General features: G+C 62.2%; 20 protein-coding genes, 2 tRNA genes and 1 pseudogene. 15 read left to right on the top strand and 8 right to left on the bottom strand.

Annotated features, from left to right (window positions below; translation table 11 throughout):
- The first annotated feature begins 164 nt into the window (after positions 1-164).
- The 6 genes and pseudogenes from ACYCVF_RS02710 to ACYCVF_RS02685 all read left to right on the top strand — a co-directional run bounded on the left by ACYCVF_RS02710 (position 165) and on the right by ACYCVF_RS02685 (position 6528).
- Positions 165-1556 carry an aminotransferase-like domain-containing protein gene (locus ACYCVF_RS02710; RefSeq protein WP_459597002.1) on the top strand — a complete coding sequence of 464 codons (1392 nt, stop codon included), beginning with the start codon at positions 165-167 and terminating at the stop codon, positions 1554-1556.
- A 337-nt stretch (positions 1557-1893) separates the two neighbouring features.
- Positions 1894-2218 (top strand): annotated as a pseudogene (locus tag ACYCVF_RS02705) (aldehyde dehydrogenase family protein); the annotation flags it as partial.
- Positions 2219-2305: 87 nt separating this feature from the next.
- Positions 2306-3379 (top strand): sugar phosphate isomerase/epimerase family protein, encoded by a 1074-nt coding sequence (locus ACYCVF_RS02700; RefSeq protein WP_459597001.1) that lies wholly within the window; start codon positions 2306-2308, stop codon positions 3377-3379.
- On the top strand, positions 3376-4515 hold the full coding sequence (locus tag ACYCVF_RS02695; protein ID WP_459597000.1) for a Gfo/Idh/MocA family protein: 1140 nt from the start codon (positions 3376-3378) through the stop codon (positions 4513-4515). The genes ACYCVF_RS02700 and ACYCVF_RS02695 overlap by 4 nt, the downstream gene beginning before the upstream one ends.
- Positions 4516-4610: 95 nt before the next feature.
- A complete protein-coding gene (locus ACYCVF_RS02690) occupies positions 4611-5288 on the top strand; it encodes a nitroreductase (RefSeq protein WP_459596999.1) in 678 nt (225 codons plus the stop codon).
- A gap of 40 nt (positions 5289-5328) precedes the next feature.
- Entirely contained in the window at positions 5329-6528 is a 1200-nt protein-coding gene (locus ACYCVF_RS02685; protein WP_459596998.1) for a L,D-transpeptidase family protein, read from the top strand.
- A 674-nt stretch (positions 6529-7202) separates the two neighbouring features.
- On the opposite strand, the gene ACYCVF_RS02680 is transcribed toward ACYCVF_RS02685, so the two are convergent.
- The 3 genes from ACYCVF_RS02680 to ACYCVF_RS02670 all read right to left on the bottom strand — a co-directional run bounded on the left by ACYCVF_RS02680 (position 7203) and on the right by ACYCVF_RS02670 (position 9185).
- Positions 7203-7308: transfer RNA gene (locus tag ACYCVF_RS02680), tRNA-Ser, on the bottom strand.
- 84 nt (positions 7309-7392) lie between these two features.
- Positions 7393-8784 carry an NAD(P)/FAD-dependent oxidoreductase gene (locus ACYCVF_RS02675; RefSeq protein WP_459596997.1) on the bottom strand — a complete coding sequence of 464 codons (1392 nt, stop codon included), beginning with the start codon at positions 8782-8784 and terminating at the stop codon, positions 7393-7395.
- A complete protein-coding gene (locus tag ACYCVF_RS02670; RefSeq protein ID WP_291617883.1) occupies positions 8781-9185 on the bottom strand; it encodes a nuclear transport factor 2 family protein in 405 nt (134 codons plus the stop codon). Before ACYCVF_RS02670 ends, ACYCVF_RS02675 begins: the two co-directional genes overlap by 4 nt.
- A gap of 177 nt (positions 9186-9362) precedes the next feature.
- Here ACYCVF_RS02670 and ACYCVF_RS02665 point away from each other — a divergent pair, with 177 nt between their 5' ends.
- The gene (locus tag ACYCVF_RS02665; protein ID WP_459596996.1) at positions 9363-10181 is read left to right on the top strand and encodes a sulfite exporter TauE/SafE family protein; all 819 of its coding nucleotides are present in this window, start codon (positions 9363-9365) and stop codon (positions 10179-10181) included.
- A 9-nt stretch (positions 10182-10190) separates the two neighbouring features.
- On the opposite strand, the gene pdxR is transcribed toward ACYCVF_RS02665, so the two are convergent.
- On the bottom strand, positions 10191-11735 hold the full coding sequence (gene pdxR / locus ACYCVF_RS02660) for a MocR-like pyridoxine biosynthesis transcription factor PdxR (RefSeq protein WP_459596995.1): 1545 nt from the start codon (positions 11733-11735) through the stop codon (positions 10191-10193).
- 187 nt (positions 11736-11922) lie between these two features.
- Between pdxR and ACYCVF_RS02655 the strand changes: the two genes are divergently transcribed.
- From ACYCVF_RS02655 to ACYCVF_RS02620, 8 genes are all read left to right on the top strand, one after another.
- Positions 11923-13566, top strand: coding sequence for an amidohydrolase (locus ACYCVF_RS02655; protein ID WP_459596994.1), 1644 nt, complete (start codon positions 11923-11925; stop codon positions 13564-13566).
- Positions 13518-14579, top strand: coding sequence for a CobW family GTP-binding protein (locus ACYCVF_RS02650; protein WP_459596993.1), 1062 nt, complete (start codon positions 13518-13520; stop codon positions 14577-14579). Before ACYCVF_RS02655 ends, ACYCVF_RS02650 begins: the two co-directional genes overlap by 49 nt.
- Before the next feature lie 100 nt (positions 14580-14679).
- On the top strand, positions 14680-16218 hold the full coding sequence (locus ACYCVF_RS02645) for an ABC transporter substrate-binding protein (RefSeq protein ID WP_459596992.1): 1539 nt from the start codon (positions 14680-14682) through the stop codon (positions 16216-16218).
- A 33-nt stretch (positions 16219-16251) separates the two neighbouring features.
- Positions 16252-17232 (top strand): ABC transporter permease, encoded by a 981-nt coding sequence (locus ACYCVF_RS02640; protein ID WP_459596991.1) that lies wholly within the window; start codon positions 16252-16254, stop codon positions 17230-17232.
- A complete protein-coding gene (locus ACYCVF_RS02635) occupies positions 17229-18131 on the top strand; it encodes an ABC transporter permease (RefSeq protein ID WP_459596990.1) in 903 nt (300 codons plus the stop codon). Before ACYCVF_RS02640 ends, ACYCVF_RS02635 begins: the two co-directional genes overlap by 4 nt.
- Before the next feature lie 15 nt (positions 18132-18146).
- Complete coding sequence (locus tag ACYCVF_RS02630; RefSeq protein WP_459597964.1) at positions 18147-19142, top strand: ABC transporter ATP-binding protein; 996 nt, start codon at positions 18147-18149, stop codon at positions 19140-19142.
- Entirely contained in the window at positions 19139-20176 is a 1038-nt protein-coding gene (locus ACYCVF_RS02625; RefSeq protein WP_459596989.1) for an ABC transporter ATP-binding protein, read from the top strand. The genes ACYCVF_RS02630 and ACYCVF_RS02625 overlap by 4 nt, the downstream gene beginning before the upstream one ends.
- Before the next feature lie 541 nt (positions 20177-20717).
- The gene (locus ACYCVF_RS02620) at positions 20718-20864 is read left to right on the top strand and encodes a hypothetical protein (RefSeq protein ID WP_459606482.1); all 147 of its coding nucleotides are present in this window, start codon (positions 20718-20720) and stop codon (positions 20862-20864) included.
- A 156-nt stretch (positions 20865-21020) separates the two neighbouring features.
- On the opposite strand, the gene ACYCVF_RS02615 is transcribed toward ACYCVF_RS02620, so the two are convergent.
- The 4 genes from ACYCVF_RS02615 to ACYCVF_RS02600 all read right to left on the bottom strand — a co-directional run bounded on the left by ACYCVF_RS02615 (position 21021) and on the right by ACYCVF_RS02600 (position 24901).
- Positions 21021-21096 (bottom strand) — tRNA-Lys (locus ACYCVF_RS02615).
- Positions 21097-21262: 166 nt separating this feature from the next.
- Positions 21263-21865, bottom strand: a complete 603-nt coding sequence (locus ACYCVF_RS02610; protein ID WP_459596988.1) for a Spy/CpxP family protein refolding chaperone — start codon at positions 21863-21865, stop codon at positions 21263-21265.
- Positions 21866-22059: 194 nt separating this feature from the next.
- Positions 22060-23064, bottom strand: coding sequence for a TRAP transporter substrate-binding protein (locus ACYCVF_RS02605; protein ID WP_459596987.1), 1005 nt, complete (start codon positions 23062-23064; stop codon positions 22060-22062).
- 274 nt (positions 23065-23338) lie between these two features.
- The gene (locus ACYCVF_RS02600; RefSeq protein WP_459596986.1) at positions 23339-24901 is read right to left on the bottom strand and encodes a 2-isopropylmalate synthase; all 1563 of its coding nucleotides are present in this window, start codon (positions 24899-24901) and stop codon (positions 23339-23341) included.
- Between the last annotated feature and the right edge of the window lie 14 nt (positions 24902-24915).

Genomic DNA, 24915 nt, shown 5'->3' with positions numbered 1-24915 from the left:
AAAGTGAATCGAGCGACTTACATCGAAGCGAGGAACAAAGGCTCGTAGCTGTGCATTCCGGCCCGGACCTCCCCATTGAACCGTCGGGCCGCATCTGATTACTGTCGTCTGGTGGGTACACCTCCGAACAACCGTCTGACACTGTACCCGTCCGGAGACATTGCGTGGCGCGAGCGCCTCACGAACGGGGCCGTGGAACAACCCTCGCGGGCGGATTGGCCGATCGGCTGCGGGCGCAGATCCTGTCCGGAGCGATGCCCGAGGGCGGCCGCTTGCCCTCGATCCGAAGGGCGGCCGCGGAATTCAAGGTTTCCAAGAACACGGTCGTCGAAGCTTACGACCGACTGGTGCTCGATCAGCTCATCGCCGCCAAAGCGGGATCAGGCTTCGTCATAACTTATCGCAGCGACGACGGTGGCAGACCGAAGCACGTCTCGGAAGCCGTCGATATCGCGTCGCTGCTGAACGCCCAGCTCTCGCAGAACTTCGATATCCGTGTCGGCGATGGGCGGCCGCCCGCATCGTGGACCGAGCACTCCGAGATCAAGCGCTACCTCGGCAGCAACGGGCGGATGCTGCCGGCTGACGCCGACGCCTATGGATCAGCGCTCGGTTTCCTCCCGCTCAGGCAGCATATCGCATCACGCCTGCAAGCGCAGCAGGTTTCGGTCAGGGACGACGGCCTGCTGCTGACCTTCGGCGCAAACCATGCGCTGGATCTCGTGATCCGAGCGATGCTGTCACGAGGCGATACCGTGCTGGTTGACGAGCCCGGCTATTATCCACTGTTCGCGAAACTCACGCTGGCGCAGGTCCGGATCGTCGGCGTCCGCCGGACGCCGGAGGGACCCGATGTCGACGACCTCACGGCCAAGATACAAACGGAGCGTCCGAAACTGTTCTTCACGCAGTCGATCGGCCACAATCCGACCGGCGGCTCGATCACCCTGCCTGTGGCACATGCAGTGCTCAATGCGGCGGCACGATCGAACCTCGTGATCGTCGAAGACGATCCGTTTGCCGACCTCCCCCTGGGCACGGTCAACCGGCTGGCGACGCTCGACCAACTCGACAACGTCATATCCATCGGCACTTTCTCGAAGACGCTCTCGGCGAGCCTTAGGTCCGGCTTCATAGCAGCCCGCAGCGATCGCATCGCGACGCTCGCCGAGCTCAAGATGCTCACTACCGTCAATAGCTCGGGCCATGTCGAACGCCTGCTCCATCGTCTGCTCGTAGAGGGCCACTACGACCGGCATCTGAAGAGACTCGGGCAACGGACCGAAGCCGCGGCGAGCCGGGTTCAGGCCGATCTGTTACGAATAGGTCATCGGATCTTCTCAAGTGCCAAGGCTGGCTACTACGTCTATTTGCTGCTTCCGGAAGGCGTGGACGACATGAAGCTTGCGCGCGACGGAGCTAAGGAAAGTATCTTCATCGCGCCCGGGAGCTTGTTCTGCCTGGACAAGAACAGCTCACTCGCCAGAGCCATTCGGATCAACATCGCACGAGCCGACAACCCGAAGTTCTACGAATTTCTGCTGCGCCAATTGTAATGGGCAAAAGTGTGGGGCAAAAAATGGGCGTACGGAGGCAAGCGCGGAAGCTATTACCGCAGGCGACGTGACCGATCCGATTGGCCGATCGCTGCTCTCGCGCAGTTCCATATCCTGCCGCAACTACGGGCCACGTTGGGCAGGGCCATCGTGCCATTTCCCAGCAGGGCCTAATAGCCGGCGGCCTCTGCCAGCATCCAGTCACGGAATGCCATTGCCGGCGCATTGCTCTCGAGCGACGGCGGATGAACGAGGAAGTGCGATAAGGGCAGGCGGCAGTTATGCTGGGCCAGCCGGAGCGATCCGTCGCCGGTTCCGCCGGCCCAGAAACCTTAGTCCTGTGGACCCGATCTCGCGCTCGGAACACGAGCGAGGCTACTCATGGGGCGAGCGACACGGAATATGGGCCTCGCCGCCGCCTGCAGCTGCGCCCACAATCTCTGCCCGCGGCATGCGCGTAGCCGCGAACATCAAAGCTGGTATGATCGCGCTCAATCGCGGCCTCACGTCGGATCCGGCCGCCCTGTTCGGCGGGGTCAACGCTGAGCGGCAGTGGACACGAAGACGGGCAAGGGTACGGCATCGCCGAGTTCATGGAGACGAAAAGCCTGCCGTCGCGATGGAGACGGAGGAGAGGTGCGGCGAGATCCCGTCAACCGTGACCACGCCGCGGCGAAAGAGCAGGACTGCTATGAGGCTCGGAGCTGTCAGGCTCAGGTGCTTCGAAAGCGGGACAGAGGAGATTCATCGTGCGCACCATCAAGGGACCGGCAATATTCCTGGCTCAGTTCGCCGGGGAAGCTCCTCCTTTTGATACATTGGACGGCATATGCGGCTGGGCAGCCTCCCTTGGATACAAGGGCGTGCAGATCCCCAGTTGGGTTTCCAGCTTCATCGACCTGGAAAAAGCTGCGACGTCGAAAACATACGCAGATGAAGTGCGCGGCGCAGTCGATCGTCATGGACTCCAGATTTCTGAATTGTCGACGCACCTTCAGGGACAACTGATTGCTGTGCATCCGGCCTACTCCGGTGCTTTTGATGGTTTCGCGCCGGCGGCAGTCCATGGCAATTCTTCCGCCCGGACGGCCTGGGCCGTTCAACAACTGAAGTGGGCCGCAAGGGCTTCGAGCAATCTTGGTCTGAATGCCCACGCAACGTTCTCGGGCGCGTTGGCATGGCCTTTCATCTACCCGTGGCCCCAACGTGCCCCGGGCCTGGTCGACGATGCCTTTGGGGAGCTTGGCCGCCGATGGTTGCCAATTCTCGATGAGTTCGACCGCAACGGCGTCGATGTTTGCTATGAATTGCATCCCGGCGAGGATCTACATGACGGGGTGACGTTCGAAATGTTCCTCGATCAAGTGAAGAACCACGTTCGCGCAAATATTCTTTACGACCCAAGCCATTTTGTGCTGCAGCAACTCAAATACCTCGATTTCATCGATATCTACCAGCAGCGCATCAAGGCGTTCCATGTCAAGGATGCTGAATTCAACCCCACCGGCCGGCAAGGCGTCTATGGAGGTTTTCAGTCGTGGGTCAATCGCGCCGGCCGTTTCCGATCGATTGGAGACGGTCAGGTTGATTTTCGATCGATCTTTTCGAAGCTCACGGCCTACGACTATGCAGGGTGGGCCGTGCTGGAGTGGGAATGCGCACTGAAGCATCCGGAGGATGGCGCTCGCGAAGGAGCTCGGTTGATTTCCGATTACATCATACGGGTAACCGAGCGCGCTTTCGATGACTTTGCAAGCTCCAGCATCGACAGGGAAGCAAATCTGAAAATGCTTGGTCTATCCGCAGACAAGGGCACGTCATGAGAAACGACAAGGCGCCACGGATCCGATTGGGTATGGTCGGCGGCGGCATCGGCGCCTTCATCGGCTACGTGCACCGAATTGCATCGCGAATTGACGACGATTATGAGCTGGTGGCGGGAGCGCTGTCCTCCGATCCTGCCTTGGCTCAAGAATCCGGTAGAAGCCTTGGGCTGGCCGAAGACCGAATATATACAAGCTTCACCGAGATGGCGGTGAAAGAGGCTGCCCGTACGGACGGGATTCAGGCTGTCTCGATCGTTACACCAAATCACCTGCATTTTGCGTCGGCCAAGGCATTTCTTGAGGCTGGAATTCATGTGATCTGCGACAAGCCTCTGACGTCAACGCTCGATGACGCCCGCGCGCTGGCCAAGATCAAGCCAAAGAATGGCGCGAAGTTTTTGCTGACGCACAATTACACGGGTTATCCTTTGGTACGACAAGCGCGTGCCATGGTGGCGCGCGGTGACTTGGGCAAGATACGGGTGGTTCAAGTTGAGTATCCGCAAGATTGGCTAACTCGCCCGCTTTCGAACAAGCAGGCGGATTGGCGCACCGATCCTGCGCGTTCAGGGCTGGGCGGTGCTCTCGGTGATATTGGTACGCACGCATATAACCTTGCACGGTTTGTCACCGGTCTGAGAACGGTGGCCATAAGTGCGGACCTGTCGACCTTCGTGGAGGGCAGACAACTCGACGACAACGTGCACATACTGCTGCGTTTTGAGGGCAATGCACGCGGGATGCTGTGGGCGAGCCAAGTTGCCGTGGGCTGCGAAAACGGTCTGCAGCTGCGCGTTTATGGCGACAAGGCGGGGCTTGTATGGCGCCAGGAAAATCCAAACCAGATGTGGTTCACGGAATTTGGCAAACCCAGGCAACTTCTCACGCGAGGCGGCGCCATCGCCGGTGACGCTCCTACGGTCCAGGTTCGATTGCCGAGCGGGCATCCCGAAGGTTATCTCGAGGCGTTCGCGACGCTTTACAGTGAGTTTGCTCGACTGGTCCGCTCCGGAGACGCCGCCTGCCCCGACCTGCCGTCGCTCGCCGACGGAATCGAAGGAATGGAATTCATTGCTGCCGCCGTCCGCTCGAGTAACAACCAGAGCATGTGGACAAGCCTCAGCGAGGTGTAAGGCCACGGGTCGTCCGGGAGAACTCACCACGCGCATCGCAGTGGATCGCGGACCACGAGGCTGTTTCAGAACCTATCACGGGAGATCCCACACAGATGCAGTTTGATGACGTCATCCTCGGTCGCCGGAGTATCCGCGGTTACAAACCTGATCCGGTGCCCAAAGCGCTGATTGCGGAAATCATTGGTTTGGCGATGCGCGCTCCGTCGTCGATGAACACCCAGCCCTGGAATTTCTACGTCGTATCAGGCGCACCGCTGGACCGGATCCGCGCCGGCAACACCGAACGGATGGTGGCGGGCATCCCGCAGTCGCGCGAGTTCCGCACCGGTCAGCCCTTTGCAGGCAAGCACCGCGACCGGCAGGTCGGCGTCGCCAAACAATTATTCTCCGCGATGGGGATCGAGCGCGACGACAAGGACCGGCGTCAAGACTGGGTGCTGCGCGGCTTCCGCCAGTTCGACGCGCCGGTCTGCGTGATTATCACCTATGATCGCGTGCTCGACGGCAGCGACGATACACCTTTCGACTGCGGCGCTGTGGCCACCGCCCTGGTCAATGCCGCCTGGTCTCGCGGGCTGGGCGCCGTGATCAACAGCCAGGGCATCATGCAATCCCCGGTGGTGCGCGAGCATGCAGGGATTGCCGACGATCAGGTCATCATGAAAAGCATCGCGCTGGGCTGGCCCGATGAGACTTTTCCGGCGAACGCGGTGGTATCGGAGCGGAAGTCGGTCGAGGAGGCTACGGTGTTCGTCGGATTTGAGAAATAGCGGCGCGCGGCGGGCTGGAGGTACAGCAGTGATACGCGCTATGGTCCGACACGCACTAGAGCGTCTTCCAGCGAAGCGGGTACCGGTTCGCGTCAAGAAAACGCGTCAAAACAAAAATCGAGAGCTGCGTTCCGATTTAATCGGAACGGGTAAGGCTCTTGTGCTGGCGGCGGCTTTTGCCGCTGCCTTGACACCTGCCACATGCTTTGGCGAAAGCAGCAAGCCCTTACCCGCCAAGGCGACGCAGGAATTGCCGGCCGAGTTGCTCGCGCTGCTCGAACAGAAGAAGATGCCGAAATATTCCCCTATCCTTGTGCGTCTCTTCAAGGAAGAGGCAGAGCTCGAAATCTGGAAGCAGGACACTGCCGGCCGTTTCCAATTCCTCAAGACCTATCCGATCTGCCGGTGGTCGGGCGATCTCGGGCCGAAATTGTACGAGGGCGATCGACAGGCTCCGGAAGGGTTTTATGCAATCACGCCTGAGTTGATGAATCCCAACTCCAACTTCCATCTCTCGATCAATCTCGGCTACCCCAATAGCTTCGACAAGGCAAACAAGCGAAACGGCAGCTTCCTCATGATCCACGGCGACTGCTGGTCGAGCGGTTGCTATGCCATGACCGACGAACAGATCAGCGAAATCTATTCGCTGGCGCGTGACTCATTCCGCGGCGGCCGGACATCGTTCCAGGTCCAAGCCTATCCGTTCCGCCTGACACCGGCGAACTTGGCGCGGCATCGAAATAACCCCAACCTGCCCTTCTGGGAAATGCTCAAGGTTGGCAACGATCATTTCGAGACGACACAGCTCGAACCCAAGGTGGATGTGTGTAACCGCCGCTATGTGTTCGATGCGCAACCTTCCCCGAATTCGCCGCACCCTCTCGTGTTCAATCCGATCGAGAAATGCCCTCCCTTTGTCGTCAATCCGGAAGTCGCGCGGCGGGCGCTGGAAAAACAGCGCGCCGACAAGCGCGCGTACGCGCAATTGCTTGAAGATAACGTGCCGGTTGCTCCAATCTACAGCGGATTCGACGGCGGAATGAACAAGGCTTTTCTCGCACAGTTCCCGGGCAGGGTGACGCTCGCGAAAGTGATGCCATATGCATCCTACCTGCCGCAATTGCCGCCGATCCCCTGGATCGACAATGATGGCTCGTTGACGAGCAAATGGTTTGGTACCTGGTTCTCCCAGCCGGTTGTGTGCGATACGGCCCGTGCCACATCGCGCCAGTGCTGAGCACCTGCTTCGACTCAGCGATGGAGCATTGGCCTGGGCGGTGCCGGCACGTATTCCCATCCTTCGCGAAGGACCGCGGCATAATCGCTGGCAATCCCTGTGAGCGCGGTGGCCGGCTTTACGGAGCGGACCGCCGAGACAAGATCTGGACCGAGCAGGACATCGCCGCAGTCCTATCAGTCGGCTCCCCTGAATCCAGGCAGCTTAGATCTTGGCGTTATGGAGTAACCAGAGGCTGGGCGACCTATTGCGGTTGCCGTGGTCGGCCTACGATACGCCTCCGGCAGTCGAAAGGAGGTCGACGTGTCGCTTGCCCGCCGGCGCCCCTTTGCGCTCCCTGCTCGACACCGCGGAGCGCCGGAGACCGCTCATCCTGACGATCACGCTCGGCCGCCCCTGGACGTCCGACGGCTTTCGGACGTCGTCAGCAAAGGCACGCGAGCGGACCGGCGTGAACGGCCTTGTCTTTCATGATCCAAGAGGCACTGCAGCGGTCCGTCTGGCGATTGCTGGCGCCAGCGTGCCTCCATTCTCGACGCGCATTGCGTGGGTCGCGATATTCAGCTCGCTGAAGCTGCGGTGCTGAAGCTCGAAGCGAGAACAAAACTGTTAAATGACCGGTAAAATGAGGCCATCTCACCGTGTCACGCCTGCTGCTAAGTGTTTGATTTATATGGTGGGCGCACCAGGGCTCGAACCTGGGACCCGCTGATTAAGAGTCAGCTCCGGGTTGAGAACAGTCAATGACTTACCGGTCGCACTGCTGGGCATTATCCGACCGAAGTGGGCATTCGTCGCACGATCATAATGGCCAAAAGGGTCGTGTCCCCGGGAGTGGTGAAGCTCGGTAGCTCACTGAATCACTCAGATCGCCTCGTCGCGCGCGTGGTACCAGCGATATAATATACGCTGGCCGATGCGGCGAAACGGCGTGAAGGGATGCGTCGGCAGCGGCGAGGTGAAGATCGGCAGATCCTGTCCCTTAAAGGCGCGACCGCCGATCATCTCGGCCATGCGACGGCCAGCCTGCGCCGAATAGGACACACCGTTGCCACCATAGCCCAGCGCGTAGAACAGCGACCGTGCGGGATCGGGACGGAAGATGCGCGGCATCATGTCATGGCTGACATCGACCCAGCCCCACCAGGAATAGTCGATCCCGATGCCGGTCAGCGCCGGAAACTTGCGGTGCAACCCGTCGACCAGCAATTGCAGGTGGCGGGGACCCGCGGCGTCGGCACCGGTGATGGCACTGCGGCTGCCGATCTGGATACGATTGTCGGGCAGGCGCCGGTAGTAATAGCGCAGGGTTCGTGTGTCGGTGATCACCTGGGTGGTGCGGAAGCCCGTTGCCTCGAGTTCCGCATCGGTGAGCGGTCGCGTCACGATCGAGTTGGACATGATCGGCATGCAACGCCCGCGCAGCAGCGGGGTCAAGCCGAGCGACGTGTAGGCACCGGTCGCGATACCCACCGAGCGCGCGCGCACGGTGCCGCCGGGTGTGTGCAGATAGTGAATGCCGTTGCGCGTCGTGATCTCCAGCACGGGGCTGCCGGGATGCACTTTGGCGCCGAGCTCACGCGCCATGCGCAGATAGCCGAAAGCAAGTTTGGCCGGATGGACGCCGGTGCCCAGCGGTTCATGCACCGCGCCGACACATTCGGCTTCATTCACGTAGTCGCGGCGCACATCCTCCGCGGACAACACGCGCGTCTTGTAGCCGAACACCTCGTTCTGGACTTGCGACTCGGCTGCGATCTCGTCGAACATGCGCTGCCGATGCGCCAGATAGAGATGGCCGCCACGCTGCGGTTCGCAATCGATATTTCCGGTCTTGATCAGGTCTTCGAAGGTCTCGAATCCGTCCTGGATTTCCGCATGCAGCCGCAGGGCCACATCGCGGCCCCAGCGCGCGATCCACTGCGAACGCGACAGCCGGCCTGACGCGTTCTGGCCCTGACCGCCATTGCGCGTGCTGCAGCCCCACGCAACGCGATTGGCTTCCAGCACCACGGCCTTGATGCCGAATTCGCGCGCCAGGAAGACCGCACAGGCAAGCCCCGTATAGCCCGAACCGACGATCGCGACGTCAGCGTCGATGTCGCCCGAGATCGGACCATCGTCATCGGGCGGCGTGCCCGCCGTCGCGGCCCAATAGGTCGGCGCGTAGTCGCGATTGGTGCCAGGGCCCGGCGAGATCAGGGGATCGTAGTGCTGGTCATAGGAAGCGAAGGGCATGACGCTTCGGCCCGTCATGACGCCGCCTTGGCCGGAAGTGCGGGACGATCCTTACGGAAGGCGCTCTTGCGCGACAGCTTGTCGCCGCTGAACGTGAAGAGGTCGCAGCCCTCGGCCTCGATACGCGTGCCGTTCGCGGCAGTCCCGCGGAAGATCCACTCCGACAGCCCGCGATCGCCGAACACGTTGTGCGACGTGCAGGTCCAGCTGACGTCGGGCATGCCGGCCCAGACCTTCTCGAACGCGGCCTTCACATCGGCGGTGCCGACGATGCGATTGCCGTACATCTCCGCGCCGGCGGCGGTATCGAACACCACGTCGTCGGTCATGCAAGCCATCACCCCGGAAGAGTCATGACGATTGAATGCCTCGAACAGCGCGAGGAGAAGCTGATGGCGCCTGGCCTGCTGATCGGACATGGACAACTCTCTTTGATCTATGGCGCATGACGTCGGCAGGAGTAGCCGAACGATGGCGGCAAGCATGCCAGCGCCCGGGTCGCGGGATTAGGGCCAGTTTCGGCCAACCACCCGGCCAGACGATCTGGCCCAAGTATTGCTCTGCGCTGGCCCCTCCCTACGCTGGTAAATGCCGCCATGGTCGTTCCATGGCAGCGCGACGGGCCCGACGACATGCATGATCTGTTGAGCGCCATCGGCGATCTCGGCGCGACGCTGACACCCCGCCTGGTCCTGCTGTCCATCACGGCGATCTTTGCAGCGGCGATCCTGCGCGGCTTCACCGGATTCGGCTTCTCGCTAGCGGCCGTGCCTTTGCTCAGCCTGTTCATGTCGCCGGCACAGGCTGTACCGATCGCGGTCGGTCTGCAGCTTCTGGGCAGCCTGCTGGATTTCCGCAGCGCCTCGAAGCAATGCGACTGGCCTTCCCTGCGCTGGCTCATGCTCGGAGCGCTCATCGGATCGCCCCTGGGAACCCTGATCCTGAGTGAAATTCCGGCGGCGGTGGCGCGGCTGGTGATCAGCTCGATTACGCTGCTCGCCGTGCTGGCGCTCGGCAGGGGATTTGCCCTGCCGGCAATACCACCGCGTCCCGTCACGGCGGCTACCGGCTTCATATCTGGACTGTTCAACGGCCTCGCCGCGATGCCCGGACCGCCAGCCGTGGCTTATTACATGTCGGTCCCTCTGCCGCGCGCGACGACACGCGCCTCGCTGCTGGTCTTCTTCCTGATGACGTCGATAACCGCGGCAATCGCAGCCTTTGCGGTTGGCCTTATCACGGTCCGGACCATCGGCCTGTCACTGCTCGGCCTGCCGGCGATGTGGATCGGTACACAGTTTGGCGAGATGGCCTTCAGGCGAGGCACGGATGCCATACATCGTCACGTCTCGATCACCAGCCTCGGTATGATCGCGCTCGTCAGCGCAATCCGGGGGATCAGCGAACTGATCTGATACTGTTGCTTACGACATACGGAGGATCAGGCGCCCGAGGCGTTCGATCCCCGGCTCGATGCGGTCGGTCCGGATCGACGAGAAGCCGAGCCGAAAACACCCGACGTGGGTGCCGCCGGTCATCGAGAACACATCGCCCGGTTCGATCACCACGCCTTCCGCACGAGCGGCTTCCGCCAGTGCCGTCGCATCGCAGCCTTCGGGGCAGGTCACCCAATAGCTGGTGCTGCCGGCACCCCGCACGAAAGTGCAATTGACGAAATGTTCCGGCAGCAGCCGGTCGAGGACGCGCGCCCGTTCCAGCAGGACACGCGACACCCGCTGCAAATGCGAGCGGTAGTGGCCGAGGCCGATAAACAAAGCAGCAACACGCTGGTTGTTCAACGGCGGATGCCGCACCATCAGTCGTCGCAGCGCGCGCAGTTCGCGAATCACCGGCGCCGGTGCAACCACGTAGCCCAGCCGCAGACCAGGCGCGAGAACCTTGGACAGGCTGCCAACATAGAGTACCCGATCGTTGCGATCGAGACTCATCAAAGGCGGCAATGCATCGCCCTCGGAGACCAACTCGCTCTCGTAATCATCTTCGATGAGCACGATATCGCTTTCCTGCGCTTTCCGGAGCAGCTCGATACGGCGCCGCTGCGGCATCGCCACCGTCGTCGGGCATTGATGACCGGCAGTGACATAAGCGAGATCGCAGCCTTCGAAATCCGCGCCCGGCACCAGACCCTCGCCGTCGACAGCGAGGGGCACGATGTTGTCGGTCAGCATACCGAAGATATTGCGCGCGTCGGGATAGCCTGGATTTTCCATGCCGACGCGCGTGCCCGGTTTGGTGAAGAGCCTGGCGATCAGATACAGCGCGTGCTGCGCGCCGATGGTCATCATGATCTCGTCGGGGCGTGCACGCACACCGCGGCGCGGCAGCACCTGCAGACGCAATTGCTCGATCAGCGCAGGATCGTCCTCGTCGATGGCGTCACGCGCCCAGTTGTTGATCTCGGGAACGCTGAGCGCGGCGCGCGCGCTTTCGCGCCAGTCATTGGTGGGAAACAGGCTGGGGTCAAACTGACCGAAGATGAACGGATAGGGAAAATCCAGCCAATTGAGAGGCTTGACAATGTTGCGATTGCTGGACGGCCGGACCGCATAGCGGGCGGTCCACCTGGTCTCGTCGGACCTGTCGGGGGCAGGCCGCACGCCTGTGCCGGCACCAAGATGCTTCGGCAAGCCGGCCACGAAGTAACCGCTGCGCTCGCGAGACACCAGGAAGTTCTGGTCCACCAGCTGTTCATAGGCAATGACGACCGTATTGCGCGACACTTCCAGCAGGGTCGCCAGTTCACGGCTCGACGGCATGCGCACCCCGAGCGACAAGCGGCCTTCCTCGATGGCGGTGCAGATCAGTTGGCGTATCTGCAGTTGCAGGAATGGCCCGCGCCGGTCCAACCCCTGGAATAGCGACCCCCAGAACAGCGCATCGCTGATCCCCGACCACACCGGCCGGCCTTCTGCAGGCGTCGTTTTGACCGTCTCTGCTGGACCACTCATGTCTCGCTCCGCTCGTGTCACAGGACTGGAGCCACTTTCCCTCCCCGATCCACCGGAATCATAAGCAAAAGCCGCGCCAGCGCAGCCCCCTTCGGCCGCACTGGCCCCATTCGTGCTCCTGATCTGGCGCTGGTCTGGCGCGGCGTGAGGCCTCACGCTTCGGTGACAGACTCTTGAGGGTGGTCCAGTGAGCCAGGATACGGTTGTTTTTTCGGCCCGAAAGATCGTGACAATGAACCCGTCGCGGCCAGAGGCAACGCATGTTGCAGTGCGCGACGGCCGGATCGTCGCTGTCGGAAGTCTCGAAGAAGTCGGCAGCCACGCTGGCAGGATCGACGACCGTTTCAAGGACAAGGTGCTGCTGCCGGGCTTCGTCGAGGGCCACAGCCACATCATGGAGGGAATCGTCTGGTCGATGCCCTATGTGGGGGCATTCGATCGCCGTGCGCCGAGCGGGGCGATCGTCGTTGGGGCGAACGGAATCGATGCGGTCATCGCACGCCTTCAGGCTGCCGATGCCGAACTGACCGATCCAGAGACGCCCCTGTTTGCCTGGGGCTTCGACCCGCTGCATATCGGCGGCAATAAGCTGAGCCGGCATGACCTCGACAAGATTTCGACGACCCGACCCGTCCTCGTCATGCATGCCAGCTTCCACATCACCAACGTCAACTCGCTGATGGTCGAACGCGCAGGCTTCTCGCGCAACACCAATGTGTCCGGCGTACCGCTGGGCCAGGACGGCGAGCCGACCGGCGAACTTCAGGGCATTGCTGCATTGTTCAGGACGTTTCGCGTTCTGAAGTCGAATCCCTTCAAGCAGGATTTCTCGGCGGCAGACCTTGCCCGCTATCAAGCTTCCGCCTGCAACCAGGGCGTTACGACCGTTACCGACCTGCACAGCGATCTGTCCGAAGAAACGATCGAACTGTACCGCGCCGCTGCGCGCCAGCCGGACTTCTCGATCCGGCTGGTCCCGGCTATGGCGTCGGCCTCCCACACGCCGGAGGAAGCCATCGCCAAGATGGCCAGGCTTCGCCCGACCGGCAACGACAAGCTGCACTACGGCATCGTCAAGATCATCGTGGACGGCTCGATTCAGGGATTTACCGCACGGCTGCGATGGCCGGGCTATCACAACGGGGCGCCCAACGGGCTGTGGTACATCGCTCCGGACGATTTGCGCGTCGCGGTCGAGAAGTATCACCGCGCCGGCCTCCACCTGCAGATCCACACCAATGGCGACGAGGCGACCGAACAGGCGCTCGACGCCATCGAAGCCGCGCAGATCGCCGCCCCCCGCCCCGACCATCGTCATACGCTGCAGCATTGCCAGATGGCCGACACGGCGCAATTCAAGCGGATGAAGGCGCTCGGCGTATGCGTCAATCTGTTTTCCAACCATCTGTACTATTGGGGCGATGCCCATTACGAGCAGACCATGGGCCCGGAACGCGCCCACAGGCTCGATGCGACCGGGACCGCGCAACGTCTTGGCATTCCCTACGGAATTCACACCGACGCCCCGATTACGCCACTCAATCCCCTGTTTACGGCATGGTGCGCAGTCAACCGTATCTCATCGGGCGGGCGTGAACTCGGAAAGGCCACCGAAGCGATCACCGTGCAGCAGGCGCTCGCCGCCATCACGATCGGATCGGCCTATACGCTCAAGCTCGACCATCTCGTCGGCAGCATCGAAACTGGCAAATATGCCGATTTTGCCGTGCTGGAAGACGACCCATTCGAAGTCGCTCCGGAAAAGCTGAAGGACATCACGGTATGGGGCACCGTGGTCGGCGGACGCGTGCGCGAGGCGCCGCACGCATGACAGGAACTCCGCCCGAGGGAATCCCGGTCACCGTCGTTGGCGGCTTCCTCGGCGCGGGCAAGACCACGTTCCTCAACCATATCCTGCGCAGCGGCGGAACGCGCTATGCGGTCCTCGTCAACGATTTCGGCGCCGTGAATATCGATGCCGACCTGATCGCACATCATGACGGCACCACGATGACCCTGACCAACGGCTGCGTCTGCTGCAGCGTCGGCAGCGGCTTCATCGACATGCTTGGCAAGATCCTCGACGACAGGATTCCGTTCGACCATATCGTCATCGAGGCCAGCGGCGTCGGCGATCCCTGGCGCATCGCCGAGATCGCGCTTGTCGAACCGGGCCTGCGGCTCAATGCGGTCGTCGTGCTGGCCGACGCAACGCGCATCGCGACGTTGCTGGCAGATCCGCGCGTCGGCGATACCGTTCGGAGCCAGTTCGAACGCGCAGATCTCGTCTTGCTCAACAAGATCGATCTGCTGGACCGCGCCGGTGCCCGCGCCGCACATACGGCCGTCGCCGTATTGCGCGACGGGCTGCGTATCATCGAAACATCCGAACATACGATGCCAGATCTTCCGGCCGGCGCGCAGAAAACCATCTCCCGCTTCAGGGCAACGGAATCTCTGGATGCCGCCGATCACGAGCGCCAGTTCCGGCGATGGTCCTACAGCCGCAGCGGCACCTTCGATCGACGCAAGCTCGAAACCATGCTGCAGCAGTTGCCGCCCCAGCTTCTCCGCCTCAAAGGTCACTGCCGTCTGGCAGGCGAGCCACGTGCATCGCTGCTGCAAATGGTCGGGCAGGACTGGTCGCTGACACCAGCGGATTCCGGCGGAATGTCCGGACAAGGCGGCATCCAACTCGTCGGTATCGGAACCGATGACCTGCCGGACACGCCCGACCTAGACGCCGTGCTCGACCTCGCCATCGCATCCGGGAGCGACGCGCCATCGATCCTCGTCACGCACGACAACGGCGGACGTCAACCGCCGCGCAATCTCACTCAATGAAGGAAGGACAAAGCCGATGTCTCCGATTTGGTCTTCGCGAACGTGGTCTTTCAGGACGCCCGTTCAGAAATGGGTTCTTGGACTTGCCGTCGCTCTTTCAGTGTCAGGCGCGCATCTGGCGCCGGCCTCAGCCGATGGCACCGTGGTGATCGGCTCCTCGCAGGTGCCACGGCATTTCAACGGCGCCGTTCAATCCGGCGTCGCCACGGCGATGCCAAGCACGCAGATTTTCGCAAGCCCGCTGCGCTATGACGAGAACTGGAAGCCGCAGCCCTATCTGGCGGAATCGTGGGAGATTTCGGCAGACGGCAAGTCGGTCACGCTGAAACTGGTGAAGAACGCCGTCTTTCATGACGGCAAGCCGGTCACATCGGAAGACGTCGCCTTCTCGATCATGACCATCAAGGCGAACCATCCGTTCCAGACGATGCTGGCCGCCGTCGACAAGGTGGACACGCCGGATCCGTATACGGCCGTGATCCAGCTCAAGCATCCGCATCCCGCCCTGTTGCTGGCGATGTCGCCGGCGCTGATGCCGATCCTGCCCAAGCACATCTATGGCGACGGCCAGGACGTGAAAAGCCATCCGGCGAATCTCAAGCCGATCGGCTCCGGACCTTTCCGCCTGACCGAATACAAGCAGGGTGAGTTCTACACGCTGGAGAAATTCGACAAGTTCTTCATTCCCGGCCGGCCGAAACTCGACAAGATCGTGGTCAAGCTGATCTCCGACGCCAATGCTGCACTGGTCTCCTTGGAGCGCGGCGACGTAAATGCCCTGCCCTTCATCACCGCCGTTCGCGATATCGAACGCCTCGAGAAAATGCCGAATGTCCTCGTCACCGAGAAGGGCTTCGCAGGCATTGGCCCGATCAATTGGCTGGCCTTCAACACCAAGAAGAAGCCGCTCGACGACGTTCGTGTCCGTCAGGCGATCGCCTTCGCCACCAACCGCGACTTCATCACCAGCAAGCTGATGGGCGGCAAGGCGGCAGCGGCGACCAGCCCGATCGCACCGGGCTCGCCGCTGGATGAGCCCGGCGTCGAGATGTACAAGCTCGACCTCGCCAAATCGCAGAAGCTGCTCGACGACGCCGGCTATCCGAAGAAGGCCGACGGATCGCGGATGGCGCTCACCATCGACTACATCCCGGGCAATGACGAACAACAGCGCAATATCGCCGAATATCTGCGTTCGCAGCTCAAGAAAGTCGGCATCAATCTCGATGTTCGCGCGGCCTCGGACTTTCCGACCTGGGCGCAGCGCGTATCGAGCTTCGACTTCGACCTGACCATGGACACCGTTTTCAACTGGGGCGACCCGGTGATCGGCGTCGACCGCACCTATTTGACCAGCAATATCCGCAAAGGCATCATCTGGTCGAACACGCAGCAATACAGCAATCCGAGGGTCGACGAACTGCTGGCCGCTGCAGGGCAGGAAACCTCCGCGGAGAAGCGCAAGGCGCTCTATTCTGAGTTCCAGAAGATTGTGGTCTCCGATGCGCCGATCCACTTCATCAACTCGACGCCCTACCGCAACGTCTTCTCCAAGGGACTGGGCGGACTGCCGACCACGATCTGGGGCATCATGTCGCCGCTTGACGAACTGTATTGGGCAACCCCGCCGCGGACCTGATCGGCCCGTGTCTCCGCCTCGGGCAGCTCAATCATGAACCTTCTCCTGCACATCGTGCGACAGCTGGCCAATGCGATTGGCCTGCTGTTTGCCGTGCTGGTTCTCAACTTCTGCCTGATCCATGCCGCGCCAGGCGATCCCGCAATGGTAATCGCCGGCGAGATGGGCGGCGCATCAGCCGACGTGATCGCTGCCCTGCGCCTCAAATACGGCCTCGACAAGAGCCTGTTCGAGCAGTTGTTCACCTACATGTCGAAAGTCGTCACCGGCGACTTCGGCTATTCCTACTATTTCAACGAACCCGTCGTCAGCCTGATCTTGCAGCGTATCCCTGCGACGCTGTACCTGGTGATCGCCGCACTGGTGATGTCCGTCGTCATCGGCACGCTGCTTGGCGTCGTCAGCGCACGCAAGCCGAACGGACTGTTCAGCCAGGGCGTGACGGTCATTGCGCTGGCGGGCTATGCTGCCCCGGTGTTCTGGACCGGATTGATGCTGCTGCTGCTGTTCGGCTCGGTCTGGCCGATCCTCCCGGTGTCGGGCATGATCGATGTCGTCCGTCCCAAGACCGGCTTCGCGCATGTGCTGGACATCATCCAGCACCTCATTTTGCCATCGACCACCCTCGCGCTCGTCTTCATCGCCCAATACAGCCGTCTGGCGCGCGTCAACATGATCGATGCGCTGACTGCAGACTATGTCCGCACTGCCCGTGCCAAGGGCCTGCCGGAAACCATCGTCATCGGCAAACATGCGCTGCGCAACACGCTGATCCCGATCGTGACCGTGGCCGGTCTGCAATTCGGCCATCTGTTCGCCGGCGCGGTACTCGTCGAGACAGTATTCAGCTGGCCCGGCATGGGCCGGCTGGTCTTCGATTCCATTCTGCGCCGCGATTATCCGACGCTGCTGGCCGTTCTGTTCTTCTCCGCCGTGCTGGTGATGGCTGCCAATATCGTTACCGATCTGGTCTACCGCCTGATCGACCCGCGCATCCGATCAGGGGCCCGATGACATCGATCGACACGCCCGCCCTCCCGCGCGATGCATCCACACTGCCGTCACGTCCGGCGATCTCCCCGACGCTGGTGGCATTGCGCCAGTTTTGCCGCAGCCCGTCCGGCGTGGCCGGCGCTGCGGTTCTGCTGATCCTCGTCCTGACGACCGTTTTCGGCCCGCATTTCTACGGCATCGATCCGCTCGATCTCGTCGACGCACCCTTCACGCCACCCGGCGAGGATGCCTGGCTGGGCACCGACTATCTTGGCCGTGATATTCTGGCGGGGTTGATCCATGGCGGCCGCGCGACCCTGACCGTGGGCGGTGTCGCTGCGATCATCACGATCGCGATCGGTGTGACTATCGGCTCTCTGTCGGGATTCTTCGGCGGGGCCATCGATACCGCGCTGGTCAAGATCACCGAGTTCTTCCAGATTCTTCCGCCGCTGCTTTTCGCCATGGTGTTGGTGACGTTGTTCGGCCAGACGTTGACCACCGTCACCATCGCCATCGGCGTCGTCAGCTGGCCTACCGCGGCACGGCTGACACGCGCGGAGTTCCTGCGATTGCGCAATCTCGATTTCGTCAAGGCCTCGCGCGCCGCCGGCGCCGGCAACGGCCACCTGATCTTGCGCGTCGTTTTGCCCAACGCACTGCCTCCGATCATCGTCTCGGCGACCATGGCCATCGGCGTCGCCATCCTGTTCGAGGGCGGCCTGAGCTTTCTCGGTCTCGGCGACCCCAACACCATGAGCTGGGGCCTGATGATCGGCCAGAACCGCAACTACGTGCTCGATGGCTGGTGGACGGTAATCTTCCCTGGCGCGGCCATCTTCGTCGCGGTGCTCGCCATCAGCCTGATCGGCGACGGGATCAGCGATGCCATCAATCCGCGCCTGCGGAAGCGAGGCTGAGCCATGCCCTCTGTTCTGCCACCTGTCCTATCCGTGCAAAACCTCAGCGTCTCGATGAGAGGCAGCAACGGTATCGTGCCCGTGCTGGAGAACCTGTCGTTCGACGTGGCACAGGGCAAGACCATGGCGCTGGTCGGCGAATCCGGCTGCGGCAAGAGCATGACCGCTCTGGCCATCATGCGCCTGCTGCCCGAGGATTTCATCGTGACGTCGGGTAGCATCATGCTGGACGGCGGCGACGTGCTGGCAGCCACGCCCGCGCAATTGCGCGGGCTGCGCGGCAACAAGATGTCGATGATCTTCCAGGAGCCGATGACCGCGCTGAACCCGCTCTACACCGTGGGGGACCAGATCGGCGAAGTGCTGCGGCAGCATCGCAAGCTCGGCCGCCGCGACGCCACCGAGCAGGCGATCAACTTTCTCAAGGCAGTGCAGATTCCCGCGGCTGAGAAGCGCGTACATGCCTATCCGCACCAGCTTTCCGGCGGCATGCGTCAACGCGTCATGATCGCCATGGCGCTGGCCTGCCGGCCGAAGCTTCTGATCGCCGACGAGCCGACCACCGCACTCGATGTCACCGTGCAGGCGCAAATCTTCGATCTGCTGAGCCAGTTGCAGGACGAAACCGAGACCTCCATTGTGCTCATCACCCACGACCTTGGCGCCGTCGCAGAGCTCGCCGACGATGTGGCCGTCCTCTACGCCGGCCGCTGTATCGAGAAGGGCACATCGCATGAGGTGATCTCTCATGCGCGGCATCCCTATACGCGCGGTTTGATGGCCTGCGTGCCGTATCTGCAGCTCGGCCCGGCCACGCGCAACACGCAACTGGAGCTCGAGGAAATTCCCGGCATGGTGCCGCCGCTAGGCGCGCGCGGTCCTGACTGCGCCTTCCTGCCACGGTGCGCCTTTGCCGGTGATGTCTGCCGCACGCAGCCACAGCCGCCGCTCGACAGGGTAGACGCCCACGCGGCCGTCTCGTGCTGGCGCCATCGGGAGATCGCACCATGAGCGGCGGCCTTCCCGAATTTACACGCCCCGCAGAGGATCGGACCGACGTGCTGCTCGATGTCAACGATCTCGTCGTGCATTTCCCGGCCGGGCGTCGCGGCATACTCGGCCCGCCTTCCAAAGTTCATGCGGTCGATGGGGTGAGCTTTCGTGTCCGCCGCGGAACGACGTTCGGCATCGTCGGCGAGAGCGGCTCCGGCAAATCCACCACCGCGCAAGCGGTGATGCGCCTGATCCCGGCGACATCCGGCCAGATCGTATTCGACGGTGAGAATATCGCCGATTTCCGTGGAGAGCGGCTGCGGCTGGCGCGCAGCAAATTCCAGATTGTGTTCCAGGATCCGTTCTCGGCACTGGACCCGCGCCGCCGTGCCGGCGAGCTGATCCGCGAACCTCTCGATCTCCTGAACATCGGCTCCCCGAAGGAGCGCGAAGCCCGCGTGCGGCAATTGCTCGAAGAAGTCGGACTGCCGCCGCAGGCTATCGACCTGTTCCCGCATCAGTTCTCAGGCGGTCAGCGCCAGCGCCTGTGCATCGCACGTGCAATGGCGCCTGAGCCCGATTTGATCGTCTGCGACGAAGCCGTCTCGGCGCTCGACGTCGCGATCCAGGCACAGATCCTGAACCTGCTGAAGAAGCTACAGCGCGAACGCGGCCTCACTTACATCTTCATCTCGCACGATCTTGGCGTCATCCAGCACTTCTGCGACGACATCGCGGTGATGTATCTCGGCAAGATCGTCGAGCAGGCGCCGGCTCCGGTGTTATTCTCGGCGCCGCGCCACCCCTATAGCTGGTCACTGATCGCGGCGGCGGCGCCGCCCGGTTCGCTGCGCGACCGGCTCAAACAACGCTATCTCGTCAACGGCGACCCGCCCAGCCCGGTCGATCCACCGCCAGGGTGTCGTTTTGCCCAGCGTTGCCCGTTCGCGATCGAAAAATGCCGGGATGAAATGCCGCTCCTTGAAATTGCGGGTCCCGATCATTTTGCGGCGTGCTACCGCACCGGTGAGATCGAGGCACCGAACTTTTGAACGAGCACGTCTCGCGAGCTTTCATCGTGGATGTCCGCTGCGCGCCGAAATCCGTCATCGAAAAATTCAGCGATCGTTCGTGGTCTCGTTCTGAATGATGACAGTTAGGCGCGCCATCCAGAACAAAACAGCGAACACCCCATACGATTGAAATTGCGATGTCATTTTTCCGAAGGAAGTCTATCAAACCTCGATGGTCTCAGACCAGCGATCCCGTGAAGCGATTTGGAGGCGCCCTACTTCGGGCCAACGGCCGGATGGATTGAAGGTTGGCTTGGTTGCATGTTCGAGTCCGCTGACCGATCAGTGGAATCTGCGTCCTCCTGATGCGAGGGTTGGCTCGCCGCATCAGTTACGCATCTATCTTGAATCCCCGAAGGGGGCGGACAAATGTCCGACGTGTTAAGCGCCGGGGCATCCTGTTCGTACTCCAAAGAAGCCAAATTCCCTACGCGGGGTGAGGACTGCTTCTCGCCTGTAGCTTTATCTGTTCATTTTGCTTCGCCAAGTCTTTCGCTTAATAAACCGAGAGTAGCGAGGCTTGCTGACGATCTGCGACATCACTGGGCATTCATATCGAAGCGCGCAGACCATCGTGAAGCACTACCGCGCCCGCAACGCGGCTCGCGCCGATTCCGGTATCGAGAGGCTTGAATTGCAGGTGCGGAAGGAAGGCATGAAGAGCTGAACGCAGACCCGTGGGCCTCGTGCTACGGTGGTTGATGGGCTTCAGTCCCAACTATCCGGCTCGTCGCACGGCGTGCGACCATTAAAAGCGTCGCACGAGCCTCGGTCTGTTCTGCCTCGGAATTTAAAAAAGCCCTTGCGGGCCAATACCTTAGGGTGGTGGGCGCACCAGGGCTCGAACCTGGGACCCGCTGATTAAGAGTCAGCTGCTCTACCAACTGAGCTATGCGCCCGAAAGGCGGTGAATGCCTTGCGAGGCCGGTCGTTTAGCAAAGCGATCCGGGGATGGCAAGCGATCGGGCCGAAGTTTTCCAAGGCTTCGTCCAAAAGTCCGGACAGGCGAAAAGCCGCTGGATTCCAGCGGCTTCGCCAAGGTTGACGGCTCGGGGGCCGGCCCGCTCAGAGCCGGCCTTCGCGGTCCCGGCCCTCGCCGCCGTCACGGTCGAAACGGTCATGGTGGAAGTGGTCCATGCCGCGTTCCATCATGCGGTCCATGCCGCGTTCCATGAAGTGGTGGCGGTACCGCGGGCCGTCTGCGCCGCCGCCGAACGGGCCGCGGTGGCGGGTCAGCACGGCGAGGCGCCGTTTCTGGCCCTCGTCCAGCGTCTTGTAGAGCGGATCGGCGGCATCGGCGATCTTCTTCAGGGCGGCGGAGCTGGCGCCCATGTCCTCGGCGCGCTGGCGCAGTCGGGCAATCGGATCCTCGGGCTTGTCGGCATCGCCCGGGCCGGCATTCATCCGCGCATTGGCGCGATCGATGCGCAGCTTGGCGAATTCCCGCACTGCGGTCTCGACCGGCGGCCACAGCTTCTCCTGATCGGCGTTGAGCTTCAGCCCGGCATGGACGGCGGCGATCCGCGCGTCGACGAAGGCGGCGCGGTCCTCGGGGTTCATGCGCATGTGGCGGGCGTGCTCCATCCACGGGCGATGATATTGGGCATAGACCGCGCCCGAGCCGGCGATGCTGAGCACGGCGATGGCGGCGATGGTGAACTTCCTCATAGGAACCTCCTCCGGCAGGATGTCCCGAAGGATGAGCGCGCCACCGCTGACGCGCAACTTACAAGTTGGACATGGAGCGCGTTGTTACGAAGATGTAACGGCCGATTTTACCTCCAGCCGCAAGCGGAAATCATTCGCAACAAAAAGGCTTCCGTGCCGACAGCACGGAAGCCTTCGTTCATCGACCGCCTGGATCAGTTCGTCGTGCTCTTGGCTTCCTTCAGGAACTCGTCGATCAGCGGCTGGCCGATGCGGCTTGCTGCATCCTTGTAGACCGGCTCCATCGCCTTTCGCATCGCCTCGTCCTGCTCCGGCGTGAGCTTGATGATCTCGCTCTTGCCGCTCTTCTTGATCTCGGCGAGAGAGTCGTCGTTCTCCTTCTGCGACTGCGTGTTGCTGAAGGCGGTCGCCTCTTTCATCGCCTTGGAAAGCTGGTCGCGGATGTCGGCCGGCAGATCGTCCCAGAACTTCTTGTTCACGATCACGACGTAGCCGATGTAGCCGTGATTTGTCTCGGTGATGTACTTCTGAACCTCGTGCATCTTCTGGGTATAGATGTTCGACCAGGTGTTCTCCTGGCCGTCGACCACGCCGGTCTGGAGTGCCTGGTAGACTTCCGAGAACGCCATCACCTGCGGCAGCGAGCCGAGCGCCTTGAACTGGGCCTGGATCACGCGCGACGACTGGATGCGGAATTTCACGCCCTGATAATCGGCGGGCGTGATCAGCTTCTTGTTGGCGCTCATCTGCTTGAAGCCGTTGTCCCAATAGGCAAGGCCGGTGATGCCTTTGGCATCGAGCAGCTTGAGCAGCTTCGTGCCGAGCGGGCCTTCCGTCACCTTCCGCAGCGTCTTCAGGTCGGGAAGGATGTAGGGCAGATCGAACACCTCGAACTCGCGGATGCCGAGGGGGCCGAATTTCGAGTTGGACGGCGCCAGCATCTGGACGCTGCCGAGCTGGAGCGCCTCGAGCTCTTCCTTGTCCTTGTAGAGCGTCGAGTTCGGATAGACTTCGACCTTGACCTTGCCGCCGGTGTACTTCTCGGCGAGCTCCTTGAACTTCTCCGCCCCCTTGCCCTTCGGCGTGTCGGTGGCGACGACGTGGCTGAACTTGATGATGATTGGCGATTGAGCCAGAGCCGGCCCGGTCAGGCCAAGTGCCAGTACCGCCATGGACGCGGCGATCGCGAAGGTGCGCATAATCTCTCCCTGTGTTTATTGGGCCACCCGGCTTGCCGAGCGGCCTATCCTCATGCCGACAGTATCAATACAGGCCAGGGGCCCGGGCTGCTATTGGCCGTTAGCAGGGCTGCTATTCATGATGAATGTCAGCGCGCCCCCCTCTCCCCGCTTGCGGGGGAGGGTCGGGGAGCGGGTGCTTCCTCATCGGGACAGCCCCCTGCAGAAAGACCCTCACCCGCTACGCTTGGCATGTCGGCCTCTCCGCAAGCGGGAGAGGCGAAGACAAGCTTCGTCAGCTCGCCGCGGCAGTCGTCACCGTGTCGCGCTGGCGCTTCATGACGATCTTGTTGAGCGCGCCGAGATAGGCCTTGGCCGAGGCCACCAGCGTGTCCGGGTCCGCCGCGCGCGCGGTCATCGAACGGCCGTCCTGGGCGAGCCGCACAGACACTTCCGCCTGCGCGTCGGTGCCCTCGGTGACGGCGTGGACCTGGTAGAGCTCGAGCTTGGCCTCGTGCGGAACGAGGCGCTTGATGCAGTTGAACACGGCATCGACCGGACCGTTACCCTCAGCCTCCTCGATCTTGATCTGGCCGTCGACGTCGAGCTTCATGGTCGCGCGCTGCGGACCATGAGTGCCGGCGATCACGGTCAGCGAGGTCAGCTTGATGCGGTCGTGCGAGGCCGCCATCTTCTCGTCGACCAGCGCCTCGATGTCCTCGTCGTAGATGTCCTTCTTGCGGTCGGCGAGCGCCTTCATCCGCGTGAACGCATCTTCCAGCTGGTTCGGCCCGAGCTTGTAGCCCATCTCCTCCAGCTTGTGCACGAAGGCGTGGCGGCCGGAATGCTTGCCGAGCACCAGCGAGGACTGCTTCAGGCCGACCATCTCCGGCCGCATGATCTCGTAGGTGGAGGCGTCCTTCAGCACGCCGTCCTGGTGGATGCCGCTCTCATGGGCGAAGGCGTTGCGGCCGACGATCGCCTTGTTGTACTGCACCGGGAACGAGGTCGCCGCGGACACCACCTTCGAGGCGCGGGTGAGCTGCGTGGTGTCGATCTTGTTCCAGTACGGGAATTTATCGTTGCGCACGTTGATCGCCATCACGATCTCTTCGAGCGCCGCGTTGCCGGCACGCTCGCCGATGCCGTTGATGGTGCACTCGACCTGACGCGCGCCGCCGACGATGCCGGCCAGCGAGTTCGCCACCGCCATGCCGAGGTCGTTGTGGCAGTGCACGGAGAACACGGCCTTGTCCGAGTTCGGCACGCGCTCGATCAGCGTCTTCATGAAGTGGGTGTATTCCTCCGGCACTGTATAGCCGACGGTGTCGGGGATGTTCACCGTGGTCGCGCCGGCCTTGATCACCGCCTCGACGATGCGGCACAGGAAGTCCATCTCGCTGCGGGTGCCGTCTTCCGCCGACCATTCGACGTCGTCGATCTGGTTGCGGGCGCGCGCGACCATCGCGACCGAGGTCTCGATCACCTGATCCGGCGTCTTGTTCAGCTTCACCCGCATATGCAGCGGCGAGGTCGCGATCACGGTGTGAACGCGGCCGCGCTTGGCGAACTTCACGGCTTCGGCGCAGCGGTCGATGTCGGCGGGATGGGCGCGCGACAGGCCGGCGATGACCGCGTTCTTGGAGCGGCGGGCGATCTCGCTGACCGCCTGGAAGTCGCCCTCGGAGGTGATCGGGAAACCGGCCTCGATGACGTCGACGCCCATATCATCCAGCAGCTCGGCAACCTCGAGCTTCTCCTCGAAGGTCATGGTCGCGCCGGGGCACTGCTCGCCGTCGCGCAGCGTGGTGTCGAAAATGATGACGCGGTCCTTGTCGGACTTGTTCACGGGGGCCATTACGAAATTTCCTT

The organism is Bradyrhizobium cedriense, assembly GCF_054602315.1.
This window is presented reverse-complemented; position numbering and strand designations above follow the sequence as displayed.

Coding starts and splice junctions, on each gene's coding strand:
- ACYCVF_RS02650 (WP_459596993.1), top strand. CDS start 13,518: ATGGGGCACCGTGGTCGGCGGACGCGTGCGCGAGGCGCCGCACGCATG.
- pdxR (WP_459596995.1), bottom strand. CDS start 11,735: ATGAGTGGTCCAGCAGAGACGGTCAAAACGACGCCTGCAGAAGGCCGG.
- ACYCVF_RS02675 (WP_459596997.1), bottom strand. CDS start 8,784: ATGACGGGCCGAAGCGTCATGCCCTTCGCTTCCTATGACCAGCACTAC.
- ACYCVF_RS02695 (WP_459597000.1), top strand. CDS start 3,376: ATGAGAAACGACAAGGCGCCACGGATCCGATTGGGTATGGTCGGCGGC.
- ACYCVF_RS02605 (WP_459596987.1), bottom strand. CDS start 23,064: ATGCGCACCTTCGCGATCGCCGCGTCCATGGCGGTACTGGCACTTGGC.
- ACYCVF_RS02635 (WP_459596990.1), top strand. CDS start 17,229: ATGACATCGATCGACACGCCCGCCCTCCCGCGCGATGCATCCACACTG.
- ACYCVF_RS02600 (WP_459596986.1), bottom strand. CDS start 24,901: ATGGCCCCCGTGAACAAGTCCGACAAGGACCGCGTCATCATTTTCGAC.
- ACYCVF_RS02640 (WP_459596991.1), top strand. CDS start 16,252: ATGAACCTTCTCCTGCACATCGTGCGACAGCTGGCCAATGCGATTGGC.
- ACYCVF_RS02690 (WP_459596999.1), top strand. CDS start 4,611: ATGCAGTTTGATGACGTCATCCTCGGTCGCCGGAGTATCCGCGGTTAC.
- ACYCVF_RS02670 (WP_291617883.1), bottom strand. CDS start 9,185: ATGTCCGATCAGCAGGCCAGGCGCCATCAGCTTCTCCTCGCGCTGTTC.
- ACYCVF_RS02665 (WP_459596996.1), top strand. CDS start 9,363: ATGGTCGTTCCATGGCAGCGCGACGGGCCCGACGACATGCATGATCTG.
- ACYCVF_RS02685 (WP_459596998.1), top strand. CDS start 5,329: ATGGTCCGACACGCACTAGAGCGTCTTCCAGCGAAGCGGGTACCGGTT.
- ACYCVF_RS02625 (WP_459596989.1), top strand. CDS start 19,139: ATGAGCGGCGGCCTTCCCGAATTTACACGCCCCGCAGAGGATCGGACC.
- ACYCVF_RS02610 (WP_459596988.1), bottom strand. CDS start 21,865: ATGAGGAAGTTCACCATCGCCGCCATCGCCGTGCTCAGCATCGCCGGC.